14 protein-coding genes are annotated in these 16,720 nt (G+C 42.2%); 12 read left to right on the top strand and 2 right to left on the bottom strand.

The features are described from left to right. Positions 1 to 19 precede the first annotated feature (19 nt). The 11 genes from G610_RS0112210 to G610_RS0112160 all read left to right on the top strand — a co-directional run bounded on the left by G610_RS0112210 (position 20) and on the right by G610_RS0112160 (position 14,327). Positions 20 to 982, top strand: a complete 963-nt coding sequence (locus G610_RS0112210; RefSeq protein WP_026525033.1) for a polymer-forming cytoskeletal protein — start codon at positions 20 to 22, stop codon at positions 980 to 982. Beyond that, complete coding sequence (gene pyrH, locus G610_RS0112205) at positions 982 to 1,674, top strand: UMP kinase (RefSeq protein WP_035791878.1); 693 nt, start codon at positions 982 to 984, stop codon at positions 1,672 to 1,674. Before G610_RS0112210 ends, pyrH begins: the two co-directional genes overlap by 1 nt. 20 nt (positions 1,675 to 1,694) lie before the next feature. Then, complete coding sequence (gene frr / locus G610_RS0112200; protein WP_026525032.1) at positions 1,695 to 2,246, top strand: ribosome recycling factor; 552 nt, start codon at positions 1,695 to 1,697, stop codon at positions 2,244 to 2,246. Positions 2,247 to 2,397: 151 nt separating this feature from the next. Beyond that, positions 2,398 to 3,126 (top strand): isoprenyl transferase, encoded by a 729-nt coding sequence (locus G610_RS0112195; protein ID WP_026525031.1) that lies wholly within the window; start codon positions 2,398 to 2,400, stop codon positions 3,124 to 3,126. A gap of 21 nt (positions 3,127 to 3,147) precedes the next feature. Continuing rightward, the gene (locus G610_RS0112190) at positions 3,148 to 3,975 is read left to right on the top strand and encodes a phosphatidate cytidylyltransferase (protein ID WP_026525030.1); all 828 of its coding nucleotides are present in this window, start codon (positions 3,148 to 3,150) and stop codon (positions 3,973 to 3,975) included. Positions 3,976 to 4,001: 26 nt separating this feature from the next. Next, positions 4,002 to 5,153, top strand: a complete 1,152-nt coding sequence (locus G610_RS0112185; protein WP_026525029.1) for a 1-deoxy-D-xylulose-5-phosphate reductoisomerase — start codon at positions 4,002 to 4,004, stop codon at positions 5,151 to 5,153. A 25-nt stretch (positions 5,154 to 5,178) separates the two neighbouring features. Next, complete coding sequence (gene rseP, locus G610_RS0112180; RefSeq protein WP_026525028.1) at positions 5,179 to 6,231, top strand: RIP metalloprotease RseP; 1,053 nt, start codon at positions 5,179 to 5,181, stop codon at positions 6,229 to 6,231. A 5-nt stretch (positions 6,232 to 6,236) separates the two neighbouring features. Then, positions 6,237 to 7,295: a flavodoxin-dependent (E)-4-hydroxy-3-methylbut-2-enyl-diphosphate synthase gene (gene ispG / locus G610_RS0112175; RefSeq protein ID WP_026525027.1), complete on the top strand. Its 1,059-nt coding sequence runs from the start codon at positions 6,237 to 6,239 to the stop codon at positions 7,293 to 7,295. 71 nt (positions 7,296 to 7,366) lie between these two features. Next, entirely contained in the window at positions 7,367 to 11,908 is a 4,542-nt protein-coding gene (locus tag G610_RS0112170; protein WP_026525026.1) for a PolC-type DNA polymerase III, read from the top strand. Between the two features lie 152 nt (positions 11,909 to 12,060). Further along, positions 12,061 to 13,566: a GGDEF domain-containing protein gene (locus G610_RS22245; protein WP_051197960.1), complete on the top strand. Its 1,506-nt coding sequence runs from the start codon at positions 12,061 to 12,063 to the stop codon at positions 13,564 to 13,566. Continuing rightward, positions 13,563 to 14,327, top strand: a complete 765-nt coding sequence (locus G610_RS0112160; protein ID WP_026525025.1) for an inositol monophosphatase family protein — start codon at positions 13,563 to 13,565, stop codon at positions 14,325 to 14,327. The genes G610_RS22245 and G610_RS0112160 overlap by 4 nt, the downstream gene beginning before the upstream one ends. A gap of 74 nt (positions 14,328 to 14,401) precedes the next feature. Here the strand turns inward: G610_RS0112160 and G610_RS20710 are convergent, their stop codons facing one another. Both G610_RS20710 and G610_RS24015 read right to left on the bottom strand, forming a co-directional pair. After that, positions 14,402 to 14,617, bottom strand: coding sequence for a hypothetical protein (locus G610_RS20710; RefSeq protein ID WP_035791873.1), 216 nt, complete (start codon positions 14,615 to 14,617; stop codon positions 14,402 to 14,404). Positions 14,618 to 14,792: 175 nt separating this feature from the next. Next, positions 14,793 to 15,038, bottom strand: coding sequence for a leucine-rich repeat protein (locus G610_RS24015; protein ID WP_081667440.1), 246 nt, complete (start codon positions 15,036 to 15,038; stop codon positions 14,793 to 14,795). A gap of 388 nt (positions 15,039 to 15,426) precedes the next feature. On the opposite strand from G610_RS24015, the gene G610_RS0112150 reads away from it, so the two are divergent. Continuing rightward, the gene (locus G610_RS0112150) at positions 15,427 to 16,656 is read left to right on the top strand and encodes a hypothetical protein (RefSeq protein WP_026525024.1); all 1,230 of its coding nucleotides are present in this window, start codon (positions 15,427 to 15,429) and stop codon (positions 16,654 to 16,656) included. The last annotated feature ends 64 nt before the right edge of the window (positions 16,657 to 16,720 follow it).

The raw sequence follows: 16,720 nt of genomic DNA, 5'->3' as shown, positions 1-16,720 counted from the left end.
AAAACGGAGGAAATGAAAAATGGGATTTTTTTCAGAGCTGAAAAGTGATCTCTCTCAGGCAGCAAAGACTATCATACCTGAGGAAAGTAACGATGCACAGATTCTGAAACCTCAGAAAAGCGAAGATATCGCTTCCGCTGTTAAGAGCGAGGCAGAGGTCAAGAAGGATCTGAATGCAATGCTTGATCACCTTGATGAAATCGAGCTCGGAGATGATGGGGCTGATAAGAAAGCTGATGCTGAGCCGGTAATCAGTGAAGAGATTAAAGAAGAGATCAAGGAAGAGATCGAAGAAAAGGCAGAAGACTCTTCAATTGCGGATGTTATTCCTGAAGTAAGCGTAGAGACAGTTCCTAAGGCAGAGACTGTTGCAGACCTTACAGAGTCTCTCAGTTCAGTAGTTGAGACTGAGAAGGAGGAAGAGGTTCCGGTTCGCGAAGAAGTTAAATATGAAGCACCAACAAATACAAAAAGAAATAACGGGGGATTTGAAACAATGGATATTCAGCAGCAGACACCTACAGATGAGACAGCCAGCATTACAGAGGGTATGAAAATTGTCGGTAACCTTGAGACTACAGGCTCACTTGAGCTCGTTGGTAAGATTGCAGGTAATGTAACATGTCTTGGTAAGCTTAACGTAACAGGTGAGATCGAGGGTGATTCAAAGGCAGCAGAGATTTACGCTGAGGCAGCAAGAATCACAGGTGAGGTTCGCAGTCAGGGTAGCGTTAAGATCGGACAGAGCACAGTAGTTATCGGTAACATCTTCGCTACAAGCGCAGTAATCGCAGGCGCTGTAAAGGGTGACATCGATGTACCCGGACCTGTAGTTCTTGATACAACAGCAATTGTTATGGGTAACATTAAGTCTCAGTCAGTACAGATCAACAACGGTGCTGTTATCGAAGGTAACTGCTCACAGGCTTATGCTGAGGTTAATCCTTCTGCATTCTTTGAAGGACTTAAGGGAACAAAATAATGAGAATTTTATTAAAGCTTAGTGGCGAGGCTCTTGCCGGCCCCAATAAGACAGGATTTGACGAGCCTACTGTTCGTCAGGTTGCTCTTCAGGTTAAGGAACTTGTTGATAAAGGAACTCAGGTTGGTATCGTTATCGGCGGTGGTAATTTCTGGAGAGGAAGAACCAGTGAGAATATCGACCGTGTTAAGGCAGACCAGATCGGAATGCTGGCAACGGTTATGAACTGCATCTATGTTTCTGAGATTTTCAGAAGCGTAGGTATGATGACAAACATCCTCACACCTTTTGAATGCGGCTCATTTACCAAGCTTTTCTCAAAGGACAGAGCAAATAAGTATTTTGAAAAAGGAATGGTAGTATTCTTCGCAGGCGGCACAGGCCATCCTTACTTCTCAACGGATACAGGTGCGGCTCTCAGAGCTATCGAGATCGAAGCTGATGTAATGCTCCTTGCAAAAGCAATCGACGGAGTATATGACAGCGATCCTGCAACTAATCCTAATGCTAAGCGCTATGATGAGATTAGCATTGAAGATGTTGTAAAGCAGGGCCTTCAGGTTGTCGATATGACAGCTTCCATTATGGTAATGGAGAACCATATTCCTATGCGGGTATTCGCATTACAGGAAGAAAATAGTATAATTAAGGCAGAGAGTGGTAACTTTAACGGAACCACAGTAACAGCCTGATTATGTTGGAGGACAATGGTATGAATGAGAAAGTTAAGCCTTATGAAGCGAAAATGACAAAAGCTTATGATTTCCTTGTAGCTGATCTTGCTGCAGTACGTGCAGGCAGAGCAAATCCTCATGTTCTCGATAAGGTGAAGGTTGACTATTACGGAACACCTACACCCATTCAGCAGGTAGGTAACGTTTCAATTCCCGAAGCGCGCATGATTCAGATTGCACCCTGGGATAAGAGCCTTATTAAGGATATCGAGAAAGCTATCATGGCATCAGATGTTGGAATCACACCCAGCAATGATGGTAATGTTATAAGACTTGTTTTCCCTGAGCTTACAGAGGAGAGAAGAAAACAGCTTGCAAAGGACATCAAGAAAAAGGGTGAAGACTCTAAGGTAGCCATCAGAAACATTCGTCGTGATGGTAATGATGCCTTCAAGAAGCTTAAGGGCACAGATGTTTCAGAGGATGAGATAGCTGAGCTTGAGGAAGATCTTCAGAAGCTTACAGACCAGTTCATCAAGAAGATTGACGGCGCTGTAGAAGAGAAGAGCAAAGAGATAATGACTGTATAATAGTTGTTATCATAAGTATTAAATAACAATCAATGTTGGAGCCTGTGGGGACATCACAGGCTCTGACTTTTATCTCATAGGAAATCATTTGGTTTGCTTTGAGAAAATCCAGAGAACTTAAAACTTTATTTTTGAAGATAGGAATATGAATATGGAAGAAATGAGTAAGATTCCGGAACATGTAGCAATAATCCTTGATGGTAACGGACGTTGGGCCAAGGCAAAGGGTATGCCCAGGAATTATGGACATATGCAGGGTGCCAAGGCTGTAGAGGACATACTGGTTGTTGCCAGAGATATGGGAATAAAGTATCTGACAGTATATGCTTTTTCCACTGAGAACTGGAACAGACCTGAGACAGAGGTTGCTGCACTTATGAAGATCCTCCGTCAGTATTTGAAGACCAGTATCAAGAAGTCCATGAAGAATAATGTTCGCTGTCAGGTTATCGGCGAGCGTTCACGTCTCTCTGAGGATATCAGAGAAGCCATCGAAGAGCTTGAGACTGCTACTGCAGGTAACACCGGACTTACTTTTACTATAGCTATTAACTACGGAAGCCGTGATGAGATAGTTCGCGCCGTAAGAACAATAGCAGCTGATTGCAAGGATGGAAAACTCTCACCTGAGGATATTACAGAGGAGATGATTTCACAGAAACTGGATACAGGTAATATACCTGATCCCGATCTCCTCATCCGTACCTGCGGTGAGCAGAGACTCAGTAACTTCCTTCTTTGGCAGTGTGCATATACAGAGTTTTATTACACTGATATTGCATGGCCTGATTTTGATAAGGAAGAGCTTCAGAAGGCAGTTGATGCCTATGCAGGACGTAACCGTAAGTTTGGCGGTTTGAAGGATACCGAGACAAAATAAATTCAGGGAGAATTGTGTTTTATGAAGACTAGAGTTGTGAGCGGAGCTGTTTTGGTAGTGCTTCTTGTGGCCACACTCCTTAGTGGTGGATATGTAACAGCCGGCGTTCTCCTTCTTGTGTCACTGGTGGGATATCACGAACTGGTATCTGCATTGGGTGTAAATAACGGAGAAAAGGGATTTAACATTATTGAGATACTTGGCCTTATTGCAGTGGTGGCTTATTATGGCCTGACAGTTGCCTTTGGCGGAGACATGAAATATCTTGTTATGACCTTGATGTTTTTGTTTTTTGCTGAGGCTATCGTATTTGTTTTTTCTTTTCCCAAATATCATTCAAAGCAGCTTATAGCAGCGGTGTTTTCATTTATTTATGCACCGGTGATGCTTTCCTTTATATATCTTCTTAGGATCATGCCAAACGGACAGTTCCTTGCATGGCTTCCGTTTATCGCATGGATATGTGATACCTTTGCATACTTTGCAGGAAGAGCTTTTGGCAAGCACAAGCTTTGCCAAAAGCTTTCTCCCAAGAAGACAGTTGAAGGTGCTATAGGCGGTATTGTTGGAAGCGTTGTTGCAGGTGCTGTTTTTGGATATGTTTATGCGGTTAATACCGGCTCAGCAGCTGTATCACAGGATATTATCGCTTTCATGCTGATCACTCTTGTGGCAGGTGCTCTTTCTCAGATAGGAGATCTTATCGCATCAGGCATAAAGAGAGATCATGATATTAAGGATTATGGTCATCTGATTCCCGGTCATGGCGGAATTATGGACAGATTCGACAGCGTTATTTTCATCACTCCGGTGATATTCTTTATGGCAATGATGCTGCTTAATGTTTGATTTTAGTTAGTAAGAGGTAATTGTTAATGGGAAGAAAAATTGTTCTTTTAGGTTCTACAGGTTCAATCGGAACGCAGACGCTGGATGTTGTCAGAGCTAATCCCGATGAGCTTAAGGTAGTGGGTATCGCAGCCAACAGAAGCGTTGACATGGTAGAGAAACAGGTAAGAGAGTTTCAGCCTAAGTATGTTGCCATGTTTGATGAGAAGGCAGCAGAGGAGCTTAGGGTTAAGATTGCAGATGTTCCCACCAAAGTTCTTTCCGGAATGGAAGGCCTTGTTGAGGTTTCTACAGTGCCGGAGGCAGATACTGTTCTTACAGCTGTGGTTGGTATGATCGGAATCCGTCCCACAATCGCAGCTATCGAGAGTGGCAAGGATATTGCTCTTGCAAATAAGGAGACTCTTGTTACTGCAGGACATATCATCATGCCCCTTGCAGCGAAGAACAATGTAAAGATTCTTCCTGTGGACAGTGAGCACAGTGCTATTTTTCAGTCTCTTAACGGTGAACCTGCTGATAAGATTGAAAAAATCCTTCTTACAGCTTCAGGCGGTCCCTTCAGAGGCAAAAAGCGTGAAGAGCTTGTTAATATGACAGTAGATGATGCATTAAAGCATCCCAACTGGGATATGGGTCCTAAGGTTACAATAGATTCAGCATCTCTTGTAAATAAGGGACTTGAAGTTATGGAGGCAAAATGGCTTTTTGGTACAGACCTTGATCAAATCCAGGTTATTGTACAGCCTCAGAGTATAATACATTCTATGGTACAGTTTGTGGACGGCGCTGTTATGGCGGAGCTTGGTGTTCCGGATATGAAGCTGCCTATTCAGTATGCACTTTTCTATCCTGACAGAAGACCTATGAATGAGAAGAGACTTGATTTCTTCGAGCTTGCAAGTATCACCTTCGAGAAGCCTGATACTGATACCTTTAGAGGTCTGGCCCTTGCCTATGATGCTGCAAGAGCAGGCGGCAGCATGCCTACAGTATTTAACGCGGCAAACGAGATGGCTGTTAAGAAGTTTATAGCAAGGGAGATTCGTTTCCTTGATATTTACGATATGATCACCGGTGCCATGGAGCATCACAATAAGATAGAGAATCCTGATCTTGAGGAGATTCTTGCAGCAGAGGCTGAGACCTATGCTTATCTTGAGAATTTTAAGCTGTAATTTTGCGGGAGGCACTTTTTAAAATATGTTAGTTAGTTTGATCATTTTTTTCATAATATTCTGTGTCCTTGTTACAACCCATGAGCTGGGGCATTTTCTTATTGCCAAGGCAAATGGAATAAGGGTTCTTGAGTTTTTCATCGGAATGGGCCCGGTATTATGGAAAAAGAAAAAAGGGGAAACCACATACAGCATCAGGCTTTTACCTATAGGCGGAGCCTGTGTGTTTGAAGGCGAGGATGTTATGGACGCTGAGAACCAGGAGTTTGATGAGCGCTCATTTCCAAATGCCAATGTGTGGGCAAGAATAGCAGTACTTTTTGGCGGTCCGTTTTTCAATTTCATAACAGCTATGATACTGGCTATTATCGTTGTAGCTAATTCAAACTGGGCATATCCTGTTGTGGCAGGTCTTACAGAGGATTCTGCGGCAGCGGATGCAGGACTTATGGAAGGCGATACCATCGTTTCGATCAATGGCGAGAAGATTCATCTTGCATCAGAGGTAACGCTTATTTCACAGTTCAGCCAGGGCGGTCCCATGCATATCGTATATGAGAGAGACGGTCAGGTGAATTCTACCGATCTCATTCCTCGTTACGACAGCGAGGATAATCGCTATTACATGGGGCTCTACATGGGAAAATATGACAAGGTTAGCCCTTCCAAGGTAATTCCCTACGCTTGGTATGATGTTTGGTATTATCTTAAGACCACCTACAGAAGCCTTGCGCTTCTCGTTCAGGGCAAGCTTTCACTTAATGATGTTTCGGGTCCTGTCGGAATGGTTAAGATAGTTGATGATACCTACGAGGCAGTAAGCCCCTACGGTGTATGGTCAGTAATTCTTACAATGCTTGAGCTTGCAATACTTTTGTCTGTGAACCTGGGAGTTATGAACCTTCTTCCTTTCCCTGCTCTTGACGGAGGAAGACTTATATTCCAGTTCGTCGAGGTTGTGAGAGGTAAGCCCGTACCAAGGGAAAAGGAAGGTATGGTGCACCTTGTAGGAATGGTAATACTGCTGGCATTTATGGTTGTAGTGGTTATCAATGATGTTTCAAAATTCATGAGGTAATAGATATGGCATATCGCGATAATACTAAGGTTGTTCATATAGGAAATAAGATCATAGGTGGCGGCAATCCCATAATGATCCAGTCCATGACCAATACACCTACAGAGGATGTAGAGGCGACTGTTGCGCAGATTCTTGCTCTTGAGGCAGCAGGTTGTGACATTGTCAGATGCACGGTTCCTACTCAGGAAGCAGCAGATGCTATCAAGAAGATAAAAGAGAGAATCCATATTCCTCTTGTAGCAGACATTCATTTTGATTACAAAATGGCCATCGCTGCAATGGAGAACGGCGCTGATAAGATCAGGATCAATCCCGGTAATATCGGTTCAAATGACAGAATAGAAGCTGTTGTTAAGACAGCCAAGGAGAGAAATATTCCCATCAGAGTAGGCGTAAACAGCGGCTCTCTTGAGAAGAACCTTGTTGAAAAATATGGCGGTGTTACCGCTGAGGGCCTTGTTGAGAGTGCTCTTGATAAGGTTCGTATAATTGAGGATTTTGATTATGATAATCTTGTAATAAGTATAAAATCCTCCAACGTTATGCTCTGCGTTGATGCTCACAAAAAGCTCGCGGAGAAAACCAATTATCCTCTTCATGTTGGAATTACAGAGGCCGGTACACTTTATGGCGGTAATATCAAGTCTTCAATCGGACTTGGAATCATTCTGAATGAAGGTATTGGTGATACCATAAGAGTTTCATTATCAGGAGATCCCACTGAGGAGATCAGAACTGCTAAGATGATCCTTAAAACTCTTGGCCTTAGGAAGGGCGGAATAGAAGTTGTATCCTGTCCTACCTGCGGAAGAACCAAGATCGATCTTATAGGACTTGCCAATCAGGTTGAGAAGATGGTTCAGGAATTCCCGTTAGATATCAAGGTGGCTGTTATGGGATGCGCGGTAAACGGCCCCGGAGAAGCCAAAGAAGCTGATATAGGTATCGCAGGCGGCGTAGGCGAGGGACTTCTTATAAAACGCGGCGAGATCGTGAAGAAGGTTCCTGAAGCAGAACTGATAAATACCCTCAGAGAAGAGCTCGTTCACTGGAACGACTGATGTTCATAATCACTTCGGAGATTCTTTGGAATCTTCGAAGTGTGTTTATATTATAGAAAGAGATTTAATGTATGAGAAAACCATTTCTTGAAGTGTTTGCCACACTTGAATTAGATAAACACACAAAAGAAGAATTAGCGGATGTTCAGGTGGAGAAGATTTCAACCACTCAGAAAAAGGATCTCGTACGTATCTATTTATCCAGTAACCGTCTTATCGACAAGGCAAAGGTCATAAAGACTGAGAAGGAGATCAAGAAGCAGCTGTTTAAGGAGACCAATCTTACGGTTAAGATCTATGAGAGGTTTTTCTTATCTGCCCAGTACACACCCAAGAACCTTCTTGAGATGTACAGGGACAGCATCATGCTGGAATTCAAGAATTACGATCCAATAGAATATACGGTTTTAAAAACGGCGGATTTCGAATTCCCTGAGAGCGACAAGGTGGTTCTTGTTCTTGAGGAATCTGTTATTGCGGAGAAAAAGGCTTCTGACATACAGCGCATTCTGGAGAAGATTCTGAATGAACGCTGCGGTTTTGCTGTAAAAATGGATGTCCGCTACAAGGAAGCCGAAGCGAAAAAGAAGGAACATGATTATACCAAGGAGACCATGAAGCTTGTTCAAAAGCTTGAGCAGTCCGAGGAGAAATCTGATAAGAAGCACGAGAAGGAAGCTAAGGAAAAGACTGCTGAGAAGAAGGCGGCTGAGCAGAAGCATGCTGAGAAGAGTAAGTTCCAGGGCGGTGACGGTGGAGCATCCAAGGGCAGTAAGTTTGGTGCCGGTTCCGCGGGCAAATTCTTCAAAAAAGGTCAGAGCGGCGGCTTTAAGAGATCCGATGATCCCAATGTTATCTACGGCAGAGATTTTGAAGATGAAGCTATGTCAATGGATGAGATTGTGGGAGAGATGGGCGAAGTCACCATCAGAGGCCAGGTAATCAGCTACGATAAGAGAGAAATCAAGGGCGAGAAGGCTATTCTCATGTTCGCTATTACCGATTATACGGATACCATTACAGCCAAGCTTTTTGCTAAGATGGAGAATGTTCCTGAGCTGGAGCAGGATATCAAGAAAGGCGCTTTCCTGAAGATCAAGGGAATCGCCATGGTGGATAAGTTTGATCACGAGGTAACGATTCAGAGTATTGCGGGAATTCGTAAGATACCTGATTTTACCACCAAGCGTGTTGATGAAGAGGAAGTAAAGCGTGTTGAGCTTCATTGCCATACCAAGATGAGTGATATGGACGGCGTATCCGAGGTAAAGGATATCGTTAAGCAGGCTTACAAATGGGGAATGCCAGGTATTGCTATCACGGACCACGGCGTAGTTCAGGCTCTTACAGATGCTAACCATGCCTGGGAGGATCTGTGGAAGGCAGAGTCCGGTAAGCGCAAGGAAGCAGGCGAAAAGCGTCCCGACAGACAGGATTTCTTTAAGGTTGTTCAGGGCGTAGAAGGTTATCTTGTTGATGACCTGAAGGAAATTGTTATTAACAATAAGGGGCAGAAAATCGAAGGCAGCACCTTTGTAGTCTTTGATATAGAGACCACGGGATTTTCTCCCAAGAAAAATAAGATTATTGAGATAGGTGCGGTTAAGCTTAAGGATGGACAGATTCTGGACCGTTTTTCAGAATTCATTGATCCCGGTGAACCCATACCCTTCAATATTACCAAGCTCACCAGCATCACCGATGAAATGGTTATCGGCTGTCCCACAAGGGATGAGATAGTTCCCAGATTCGTTGAGTTCTGTGAGGGCTGTATTCTTGTTGGTCACAATGTCGGTTTTGATATCAGCTTTATCAATGAGAACTGCAGACAGCTTGGCATAGATGTTGACTACACCACTGTGGATACCATGGGATTATCCAGAGCATTTTTCCCAAGACAGGCTAAGCATAACCTGGATGCTCTTTGTAAAACCCTTGGCGTAGTAAATGAGCACCATCACAGAGCTGTTGATGATGCTGAGTGTACTGCCAAGATTTTCCTTAAGTTTATGCCTATGATGGAGCAGGAGCAGGCGGATGATCTCACTAAGGTAAATGCCCTTGGTGCATCTAACCCAGAGATTGTTAAGCATCTGCGTACCCATCATGTAATCATTTTGGCAAAAAATACCATAGGAAGAGTTAATCTCTACACTTTGGTAAGTAAGTCGCACCTGGATTACTTCAGCAGATTCCCTCGTATACCTAAGAGCGAGCTGATGAAGCACAGAGAGGGACTTATTATCGGTTCAGCCTGCTGCGCAGGTGAGCTGTACGGTGCTGTTGTTGAGGACAGAGATGATCAGGAGATCGCTAAGATAGTGAATTTCTACGACTATCTGGAGATTCAGCCTGTTGCCAACAACCACTTCATGGTGGATTCAGAGAGATATGAGACCATCAATTCAGATGATGATATCAGAGAAGTAAATAAGAGAATAGTTCGTCTTGGAGAGCAGTATGGTAAGCCGGTTGTTGCTACCTGTGATGCGCATTTCCTTAACCCTGATGATGAGATATACAGAACTGTTATCATGGCAGGTAAGGGTATGAATGAAGAGACCCCGGCTCCGCTTTTTGTGCGCACAACCGCTGAGATGCTCAAGGAATTTGATTACCTTGGAGCAGCAAAAGCAAGAGAAGTAGTTATTGAAAATACAAGAGATATCCTTAAAAGATGTGATAGCATATCCCCTGTAAGACCTGATAAATGTCCGCCTGTAATCGAAGACAGTGACGGAATCCTTACCAGGATCTGCTATGACAAGGCCCATGAGATTTATGGTGAAAATCTGCCTGCAATAGTTGAGGAGAGACTTGAGAGAGAGCTTAACTCAATTATCAAGAACGGATTCGCGGTTATGTATATCATCGCTCAGAAGCTGGTTTGGAAGTCTGTTGAGGATGGATATCTGGTAGGCTCTCGAGGATCCGTAGGTTCATCCTTCGTGGCCTTTGCTTCAGGTATTACAGAGGTTAATTCTCTTTCACCTCACTACGTATGCCCTAAGTGCAAGTACAGTGATTTTGATTCGGAAGAAGTTCTTAAATACGGCGGTAATTCCGGATGTGATATGCCTGACAAAAAGTGCCCCAAGTGCGGACATATGATGAATAAGGACGGCTTTGATATTCCTTTCGAGACCTTCCTGGGATTCAAGGGTGATAAGGAGCCTGATATCGACCTTAACTTCTCCGGTGAGTATCAGTCCAAGGCCCACAAGTATACGGAGGTTATTTTCGGATATGGACAGACCTTCCGTGCCGGAACCATAGCAGGTCTTGCCGATAAGACTGCCTATGGTTTTGTAAAGAAGTACTATGACGGAATTGGTGCAGCTAAGAGAAGATGTGAGATAGACAGAATTACTCAGGGCTGTATCGGTATCAGAAGAGGTACAGGTCAGCATCCCGGCGGTATCATAGTTTTGCCTGTAGGTGAGGATATCAACTCATTTACACCGGTTCAGCATCCCGCAAATGATATGACCACAGCTACCATTACGACTCATTACGATTATCACTCCATCGACCACAACCTGCTAAAGCTTGATATTCTGGGTCATGATGATCCTACCATGATAAGATTCCTGCAGGATTGCACGGGACTTGATCCCAAGACAGTGCCACTGGATGATAAGAATGTAATGAAGCTTTTCATGAATACGGAGTCCCTTAATATCACTCCTGATCAGATTGGAGGAACCAAGCTTGGATGTCTTGGACTTCCTGAGTTTGGTACTGACTTTGCTATGCAGATGGTTATCGACGCATCGCCGTCATCACTGTCTCACCTTATCAGAATTTCAGGTCTGTCCCACGGAACTGACGTATGGCTCGGTAACGCACAGACTTTGATTCAGGAGGGCAAAGCTACTATCGATACCTGTATCTGTTGTCGTGACGATATCATGATCTATCTGATCCAGAAGGGGATGGATAAGTCACTTTCCTTCAAGACCATGGAGTCAGTTCGTAAGGGTAAGGGACTTACTCCCGATATGGAAAACGCCATGATCGAGGCGGGCGTACCTGACTGGTACATCTGGTCCTGTAAGAAGATCAAGTACATGTTCCCTAAGGCTCACGCTGCAGCTTACGTTATGATGGCTTGGCGTATAGCTTATTTCAAGGTTTATGTGCCTCAGGCTTTCTATGCTGCGTGGTTCTCCATCAGAGCGAAGGCCCTCAGTTATGAGCATATGTTCCAGGGAGAGGGTACTCTTCACGTGTGGATGAACAATTACCGAAGCAAAGGTGATGAGATGACCAATGCCGAGCAGAACGAGCTGGCAGCCATGAGACTTGCAGAAGAGATGTATGAGCGCGGCATAGAGGTTATGCCTATAGATATCTTTAAGGCTGCATCAAGATCCTTCCAGGTATTTGGAGATAAGATCATGCCCAGCCTTGTAAGTATTGACGGTCTTGGCGAAAAAGCTGCGGATCAGATTGTTGAAGCAGCAAAGGATGGTCCTTTCATTTCAAGGGATGACTTCAGACAGCGCACCAAGTGTCCTCAGGCAGTAGTAGAGAAGATGGCAAACATGGGTCTGCTTGGAGATATTCCTGAATCTAACCAGATAAGTATCTTTGATTTCATGAAGGGGTGATTGTATATAGAAACTGAAAGCTGTAACCAAGTATTTTACAAATCTTTAATTTGAGCATATTGCTTATTCGATAGTATACTAATATTGCGATATTTTGATAATAAATCTGTTCACTAAAAGCAATGACATGATTTAGGGGGCATTGAGTCAATATGTTCATGAATATGAAAAGAGCCAAGGTGACCGCTTGGGGTATGGCAATATGCTTTTTATTGATACATGTACTTATGATCATGATTTTTATTCAGTGCGGTGTTACGCCCATGGCTAAGTTTAATGTGTTCAGTATTAGCTTTTATATTGTTATGCTCTTCGTTGTGTATAAGGAGTGGCTGCAGTTCTATGCTGTGGCAGTATATCTTGAAGTGGTTGCCCATATGGTGCTCGCAGCGCTGCTTACCGGTTGGGGCAGTGGGTTTCAGATTACCCTTATAGGCATGAATGTTCTGGCGTTTTTTGCCGAATACACCGGCAGAACCCTGAAAATAAAATATGTTCGTATGATGCCGATGTGCATATTGGGAATGTTTTTTTATCTTTTCGTATATGTGTATCTGCATTTTCATCCCGCGCCTTATGTGCTTCCTGCGAAAGCTGAATTTTGGCTTTCATTGCTGTGGGGAGTTATTGTTTTTGTGATTACTATGTTCGTCCTGCAGTTTTTGGTTATTATAGCCAACAAATCAGAAGAACAGCTGGAATATCAGCTGTCTCATGACAAACTCACCGGACTTCCCAACAGATATTATCTGACCAATCACCTGGAAAAGTTACAACGTAAAAATGATGAATATTGGATAGCGATTTCCGACATAGACGATTTTAAAAAGGTTAATGATACCTATGGCCATAACTGCGGGGACTATGTCCTTAAAAGTGTGGGCGAAATTCTATCGGATAGAGGAGCACTATGCTGCAGATGGGGCGGTGAGGAATTTTTGTTTGTTGGGAAAACATCAGAAATCCCCGATGCCTTTGAGTTCTTGGAGAAAATCAGAAAAGAGATTGAACAGCGTGATTTTGAGCATGAAGGCACGCATTTCAAAGTTACAATGACCTTTGGAGTGTCATCTTCTGCTGGTAAAAAAGTCTTTGATACTATTCGTGATGCCGATGAAAAGCTGTATCTTGGAAAACACAGTGGTAAAAACAGGGTAATTACCAAAAAACATACTGTGGAAAATACGATTTCTCAGGTTCAGGATCCTCTCACTCGTGTAAAGAACAAGGCTGCTTTTGAGAAATCAATAGAATCTCTGGATATGGATATTAAACATGGAGCAGCCGGTTTCGGAATAGTTTTGGTAAGGCTGAAAAATGTTGATGAGATAAACGAAAAGTATGGTCAGGATAAGGGTGATGAGTATATTTTAGGAGCATGTAAGTTAATTTGCGGAGTGTTCATAAACTCACAGGTATACAGAGCTAAAGCAACTGAATTTGCAGTTGTAATAGCGGGCAGAGACTTCTATGAGCGTGAGGAACTCATGGCTGAGCTTTCAGATGTATTTGGTAAATCAATTGAGAACGGAGATAATAATCCCTGGCACAGATATCAGGTATCCATCGGTATGTCTGTATATGATGAAAATGATAAGGATGTTTCAGGTGTTATTGGACGCGCCGAAGAGCAGGTTTTGAAAGGATTAGAACAGTGATTGAAGAAATAATGAAGGTTGCCCGCAAAGCAGGTGACATAATGATAAGTGCCGAGCGTCCAAAGATAATGGAGAAGGCCGGACATGCCAACTTTTGTACGGAGACGGATGAAAAGATTCAGAAATTTCTTATAGAGAGTCTGCAGGAAGTGCTTCCCGAAGCACAGTTTCTGGGTGAGGAAGACGGACAGGATGTGTTTTCGTCAAAAATGGAAAAGGGAAATTGTTTTGTGCTTGATCCAATAGACGGAACCTCCAATTTTATCTATGAATACAGACCGTCGGTGGTTTCAATTGGCCTTTTGAAGGACGGTAAACCGCACATGGCTGTAATTTATAACCCTTTTGATGACATGATGTTTTCAGCACAGGCGGGACAGGGAGCGTATATGAACGGCGAAAGGATAATGTCTTCAGAGGCGCCTCTTTCTGATTCCCTTGCGGTATTTGGCACAGCACCTTACTATACCGAGCTTCAGGACAGAACCTTTGAAATAGCCAAAAAGCTTCTTCCGCTTTGCGTCGATCTCAGGAGATCGGGGACTGCAGCTTGGGATATGTGCTGCGTGGCACTTGGAAGATGTGCTTTGTATTTCGAGATGAGAGTCCAGCTTTGGGACTATGCTGCAGCTGCGCTTATTGCACAGGAAGCCGGTTGCACGATTACCGATATTGATGGAAAACCGCTTGATTTTAAGGGGCCCACATCAGCACTTTGCAGAGCAAGGGGTGTGAAGGAAATTCCGACTTGTTTTTCCTAAAAACATAATATGGAAAAGCCATCCCTTTTTAAGAAGAGATGGCTTTATTTATTAAATCTGATTTATCTATATATTCAAAATATTTCTTTCAAAGCAGCAAATGCATCATCAAATGGAATCAAGTCAGCACCTTCCTCGATTTCTTTTTCAGATATAGCTATTGATTCATCAATCGAAGCGTCGAGACTGCTATCAGGGATCAACGCTCCTTCCATGATACCAATGATATAAAAAAGCTTATCATCAGGTATCTGCTCAAGAAGCTCTAAAGCTCTTTCTCTATTACTCATATAACAAATTCCTTTCTATTCTAGTAGTCCCCACCACTTGTATAGACAACGCTATTATATCATTTTTATTGTGCTAAAAATAGCTATAGCTTAATAAAGGCTTACGATTATCGATATATAAATACATGCAAGTTTATGAAATTCTGTCTGAGGTAAAAAGGGGATGAGACTGAACCTAGTTCATTCTCATCCCTAAAAAATTTTCACGACTGTTTATATTTAAATGAACACTTTTTTGCACCTTGTTTTTTGAGCTTTTAAAGAGGTTCTTTGAAAGACTAGTTACTTTACACTTAGACATATCTACATTTTTAAGGTTGGGGCATTCTGAAAATGCTCCAGCGCCTACAGTTTTTATATTTTTTCCGATAGTAACATTCTTTACGTTTTGATTTCCCTTAAAGGTATTGTCTACAGGGATTTGGAAGTCTTATAAAAGCGGATTTCTTTATAGAGGCAAAATATAACAAGAGTACAGCCTATATATTCATTAGAAAAAGAACTGAAGACGATACATATGTTGTGGTCACTTTTTTTCAAAAGAAACGAAGTTTCAGGGGAACAGGGATTTCAAGGTATAACTAATCCATATCCTTACCTTGATTCAAATCCAATATTTTAATTCAATGTAAAGACCTTGAAATCATCTGGCTACATATAATTCTCAGTTTTTTTATATTTTTTTAATGCAGAGTTGTTTGACGCCCTCCCCGACCCATTTTAAACTAACTCTTGATATTACTTTTATCAAATAACCTTATTTATTCAGAAATAGACTTAAAAAATTATACCTGGAGGGTAATTGAGTTATGTTAAAGAAACTTCTTTCAATTATGGCCAGCGCTACTATAGCGGTTTCAAGTGCTTTCTTTATCTTTCCAACTGCTATTACAGTAAAGGCTAATGTAACAGGTCCTCATATTAATGTAGCTGACAAAACATATTCCATTGCTGCAGGTTCGGATACCATTGAACAACTATACGCATATAGTGATACTGCTGAAATAGATTCAAACCTAATTAGCGGCATTACATATACATGGACCAAAACTGATCCCCAAAATATAATTTCCGAAGTTTCAACCAATACATATCAGTATGGTTCTTTTCTATCAATAACTATGAGTAATATCATAACAGATCCTGACGCAACCGCTACCATAACTATTACCGGAACCTATAATACAAGTCAGACTATTACATCAGATGTCACTGTCGCTGTAAAACCCACTTACCATATCACATTTGATCCGAACGGTATTAATTTTACTAAGGGAAAAGCTGAGACAAGAACAGTGACCACCACTTTCTCAGAAGATATGTCTGGTAAAAACGTCACTTATAAATGGAAAACCCCCGATGTTGGAATAGGTCTAACCAATGACACAACTTCAGCTGTCACTATAACTTATCATGGATATACAGATAATAGAGACATCGATGATGAAGGCATAGTATATTTTTCTGTCAAGGTAGACGGAAAAGATGTTGAGCTTATTAATGCCACTACCGGAAGTGTGATTGACGAAGGCTTTTATTATAATGTGTTACCTGATGATAGTTCCAATGAAAAAACTTCTACCCCTACTGATCCAGGTAATTCCGACACAAGTAACCCGCCTTCAGATTCTGGCAATTCAGGCAATTCCGAACAATCAGAAACTGATGGCATCCAATCGGGACAGACATCAACCCTGACATCAGGCACTACTGTAACAGGAAATCCAGACGGAGTAAGTGTTACTGTTACCAAAACTGCTAATAAAAAATCCGTTAAAATTGGTTCTACTGTAACTGTTAATAGAAAGCAATACAAGGTTACAAAGCTTTCTGCGCGTGCCATTTCCGGAAAAAAAGTTAAGAATGCCACAATTAATGCGGCAAATCTTACGTCTGTAAGTCTCAAAGCATTTAAAGGTGCAAAAAAGCTGCAAAAAGTCGTAATCATAGGTGTGAGCAGAAATTCTAAGATTGCAAAGAAAATTGTAAAAGCAGCTCGCAAGGTAAATAAGAACGTAAAGATTATTTATAAAAAATGATTAATATTGGATGTTAAAGGAAAAAATATCTAATGGCTCAGCCACCGAATTATATCGACATCCC

Origin of the sequence: Butyrivibrio sp. MB2005 (assembly GCF_000424285.1) — a bacterium.
In the GTDB taxonomy this organism is placed as follows: domain Bacteria; phylum Bacillota; class Clostridia; order Lachnospirales; family Lachnospiraceae; genus Butyrivibrio.
This window is presented reverse-complemented; position numbering and strand designations above follow the sequence as displayed.

Coding starts and splice junctions, on each gene's coding strand:
- G610_RS0112210 (WP_026525033.1), top strand. CDS start 20: ATGGGATTTTTTTCAGAGCTGAAAAGTGATCTCTCTCAGGCAGCAAAG.
- pyrH (WP_035791878.1), top strand. CDS start 982: ATGAGAATTTTATTAAAGCTTAGTGGCGAGGCTCTTGCCGGCCCCAAT.
- frr (WP_026525032.1), top strand. CDS start 1,695: ATGAATGAGAAAGTTAAGCCTTATGAAGCGAAAATGACAAAAGCTTAT.
- G610_RS0112195 (WP_026525031.1), top strand. CDS start 2,398: ATGGAAGAAATGAGTAAGATTCCGGAACATGTAGCAATAATCCTTGAT.
- G610_RS0112190 (WP_026525030.1), top strand. CDS start 3,148: ATGAAGACTAGAGTTGTGAGCGGAGCTGTTTTGGTAGTGCTTCTTGTG.
- G610_RS0112185 (WP_026525029.1), top strand. CDS start 4,002: ATGGGAAGAAAAATTGTTCTTTTAGGTTCTACAGGTTCAATCGGAACG.
- rseP (WP_026525028.1), top strand. CDS start 5,179: ATGTTAGTTAGTTTGATCATTTTTTTCATAATATTCTGTGTCCTTGTT.
- ispG (WP_026525027.1), top strand. CDS start 6,237: ATGGCATATCGCGATAATACTAAGGTTGTTCATATAGGAAATAAGATC.
- G610_RS0112170 (WP_026525026.1), top strand. CDS start 7,367: ATGAGAAAACCATTTCTTGAAGTGTTTGCCACACTTGAATTAGATAAA.
- G610_RS22245 (WP_051197960.1), top strand. CDS start 12,061: ATGTTCATGAATATGAAAAGAGCCAAGGTGACCGCTTGGGGTATGGCA.
- G610_RS20710 (WP_035791873.1), bottom strand. CDS start 14,617: ATGAGTAATAGAGAAAGAGCTTTAGAGCTTCTTGAGCAGATACCTGAT.
- G610_RS0112150 (WP_026525024.1), top strand. CDS start 15,427: ATGTTAAAGAAACTTCTTTCAATTATGGCCAGCGCTACTATAGCGGTT.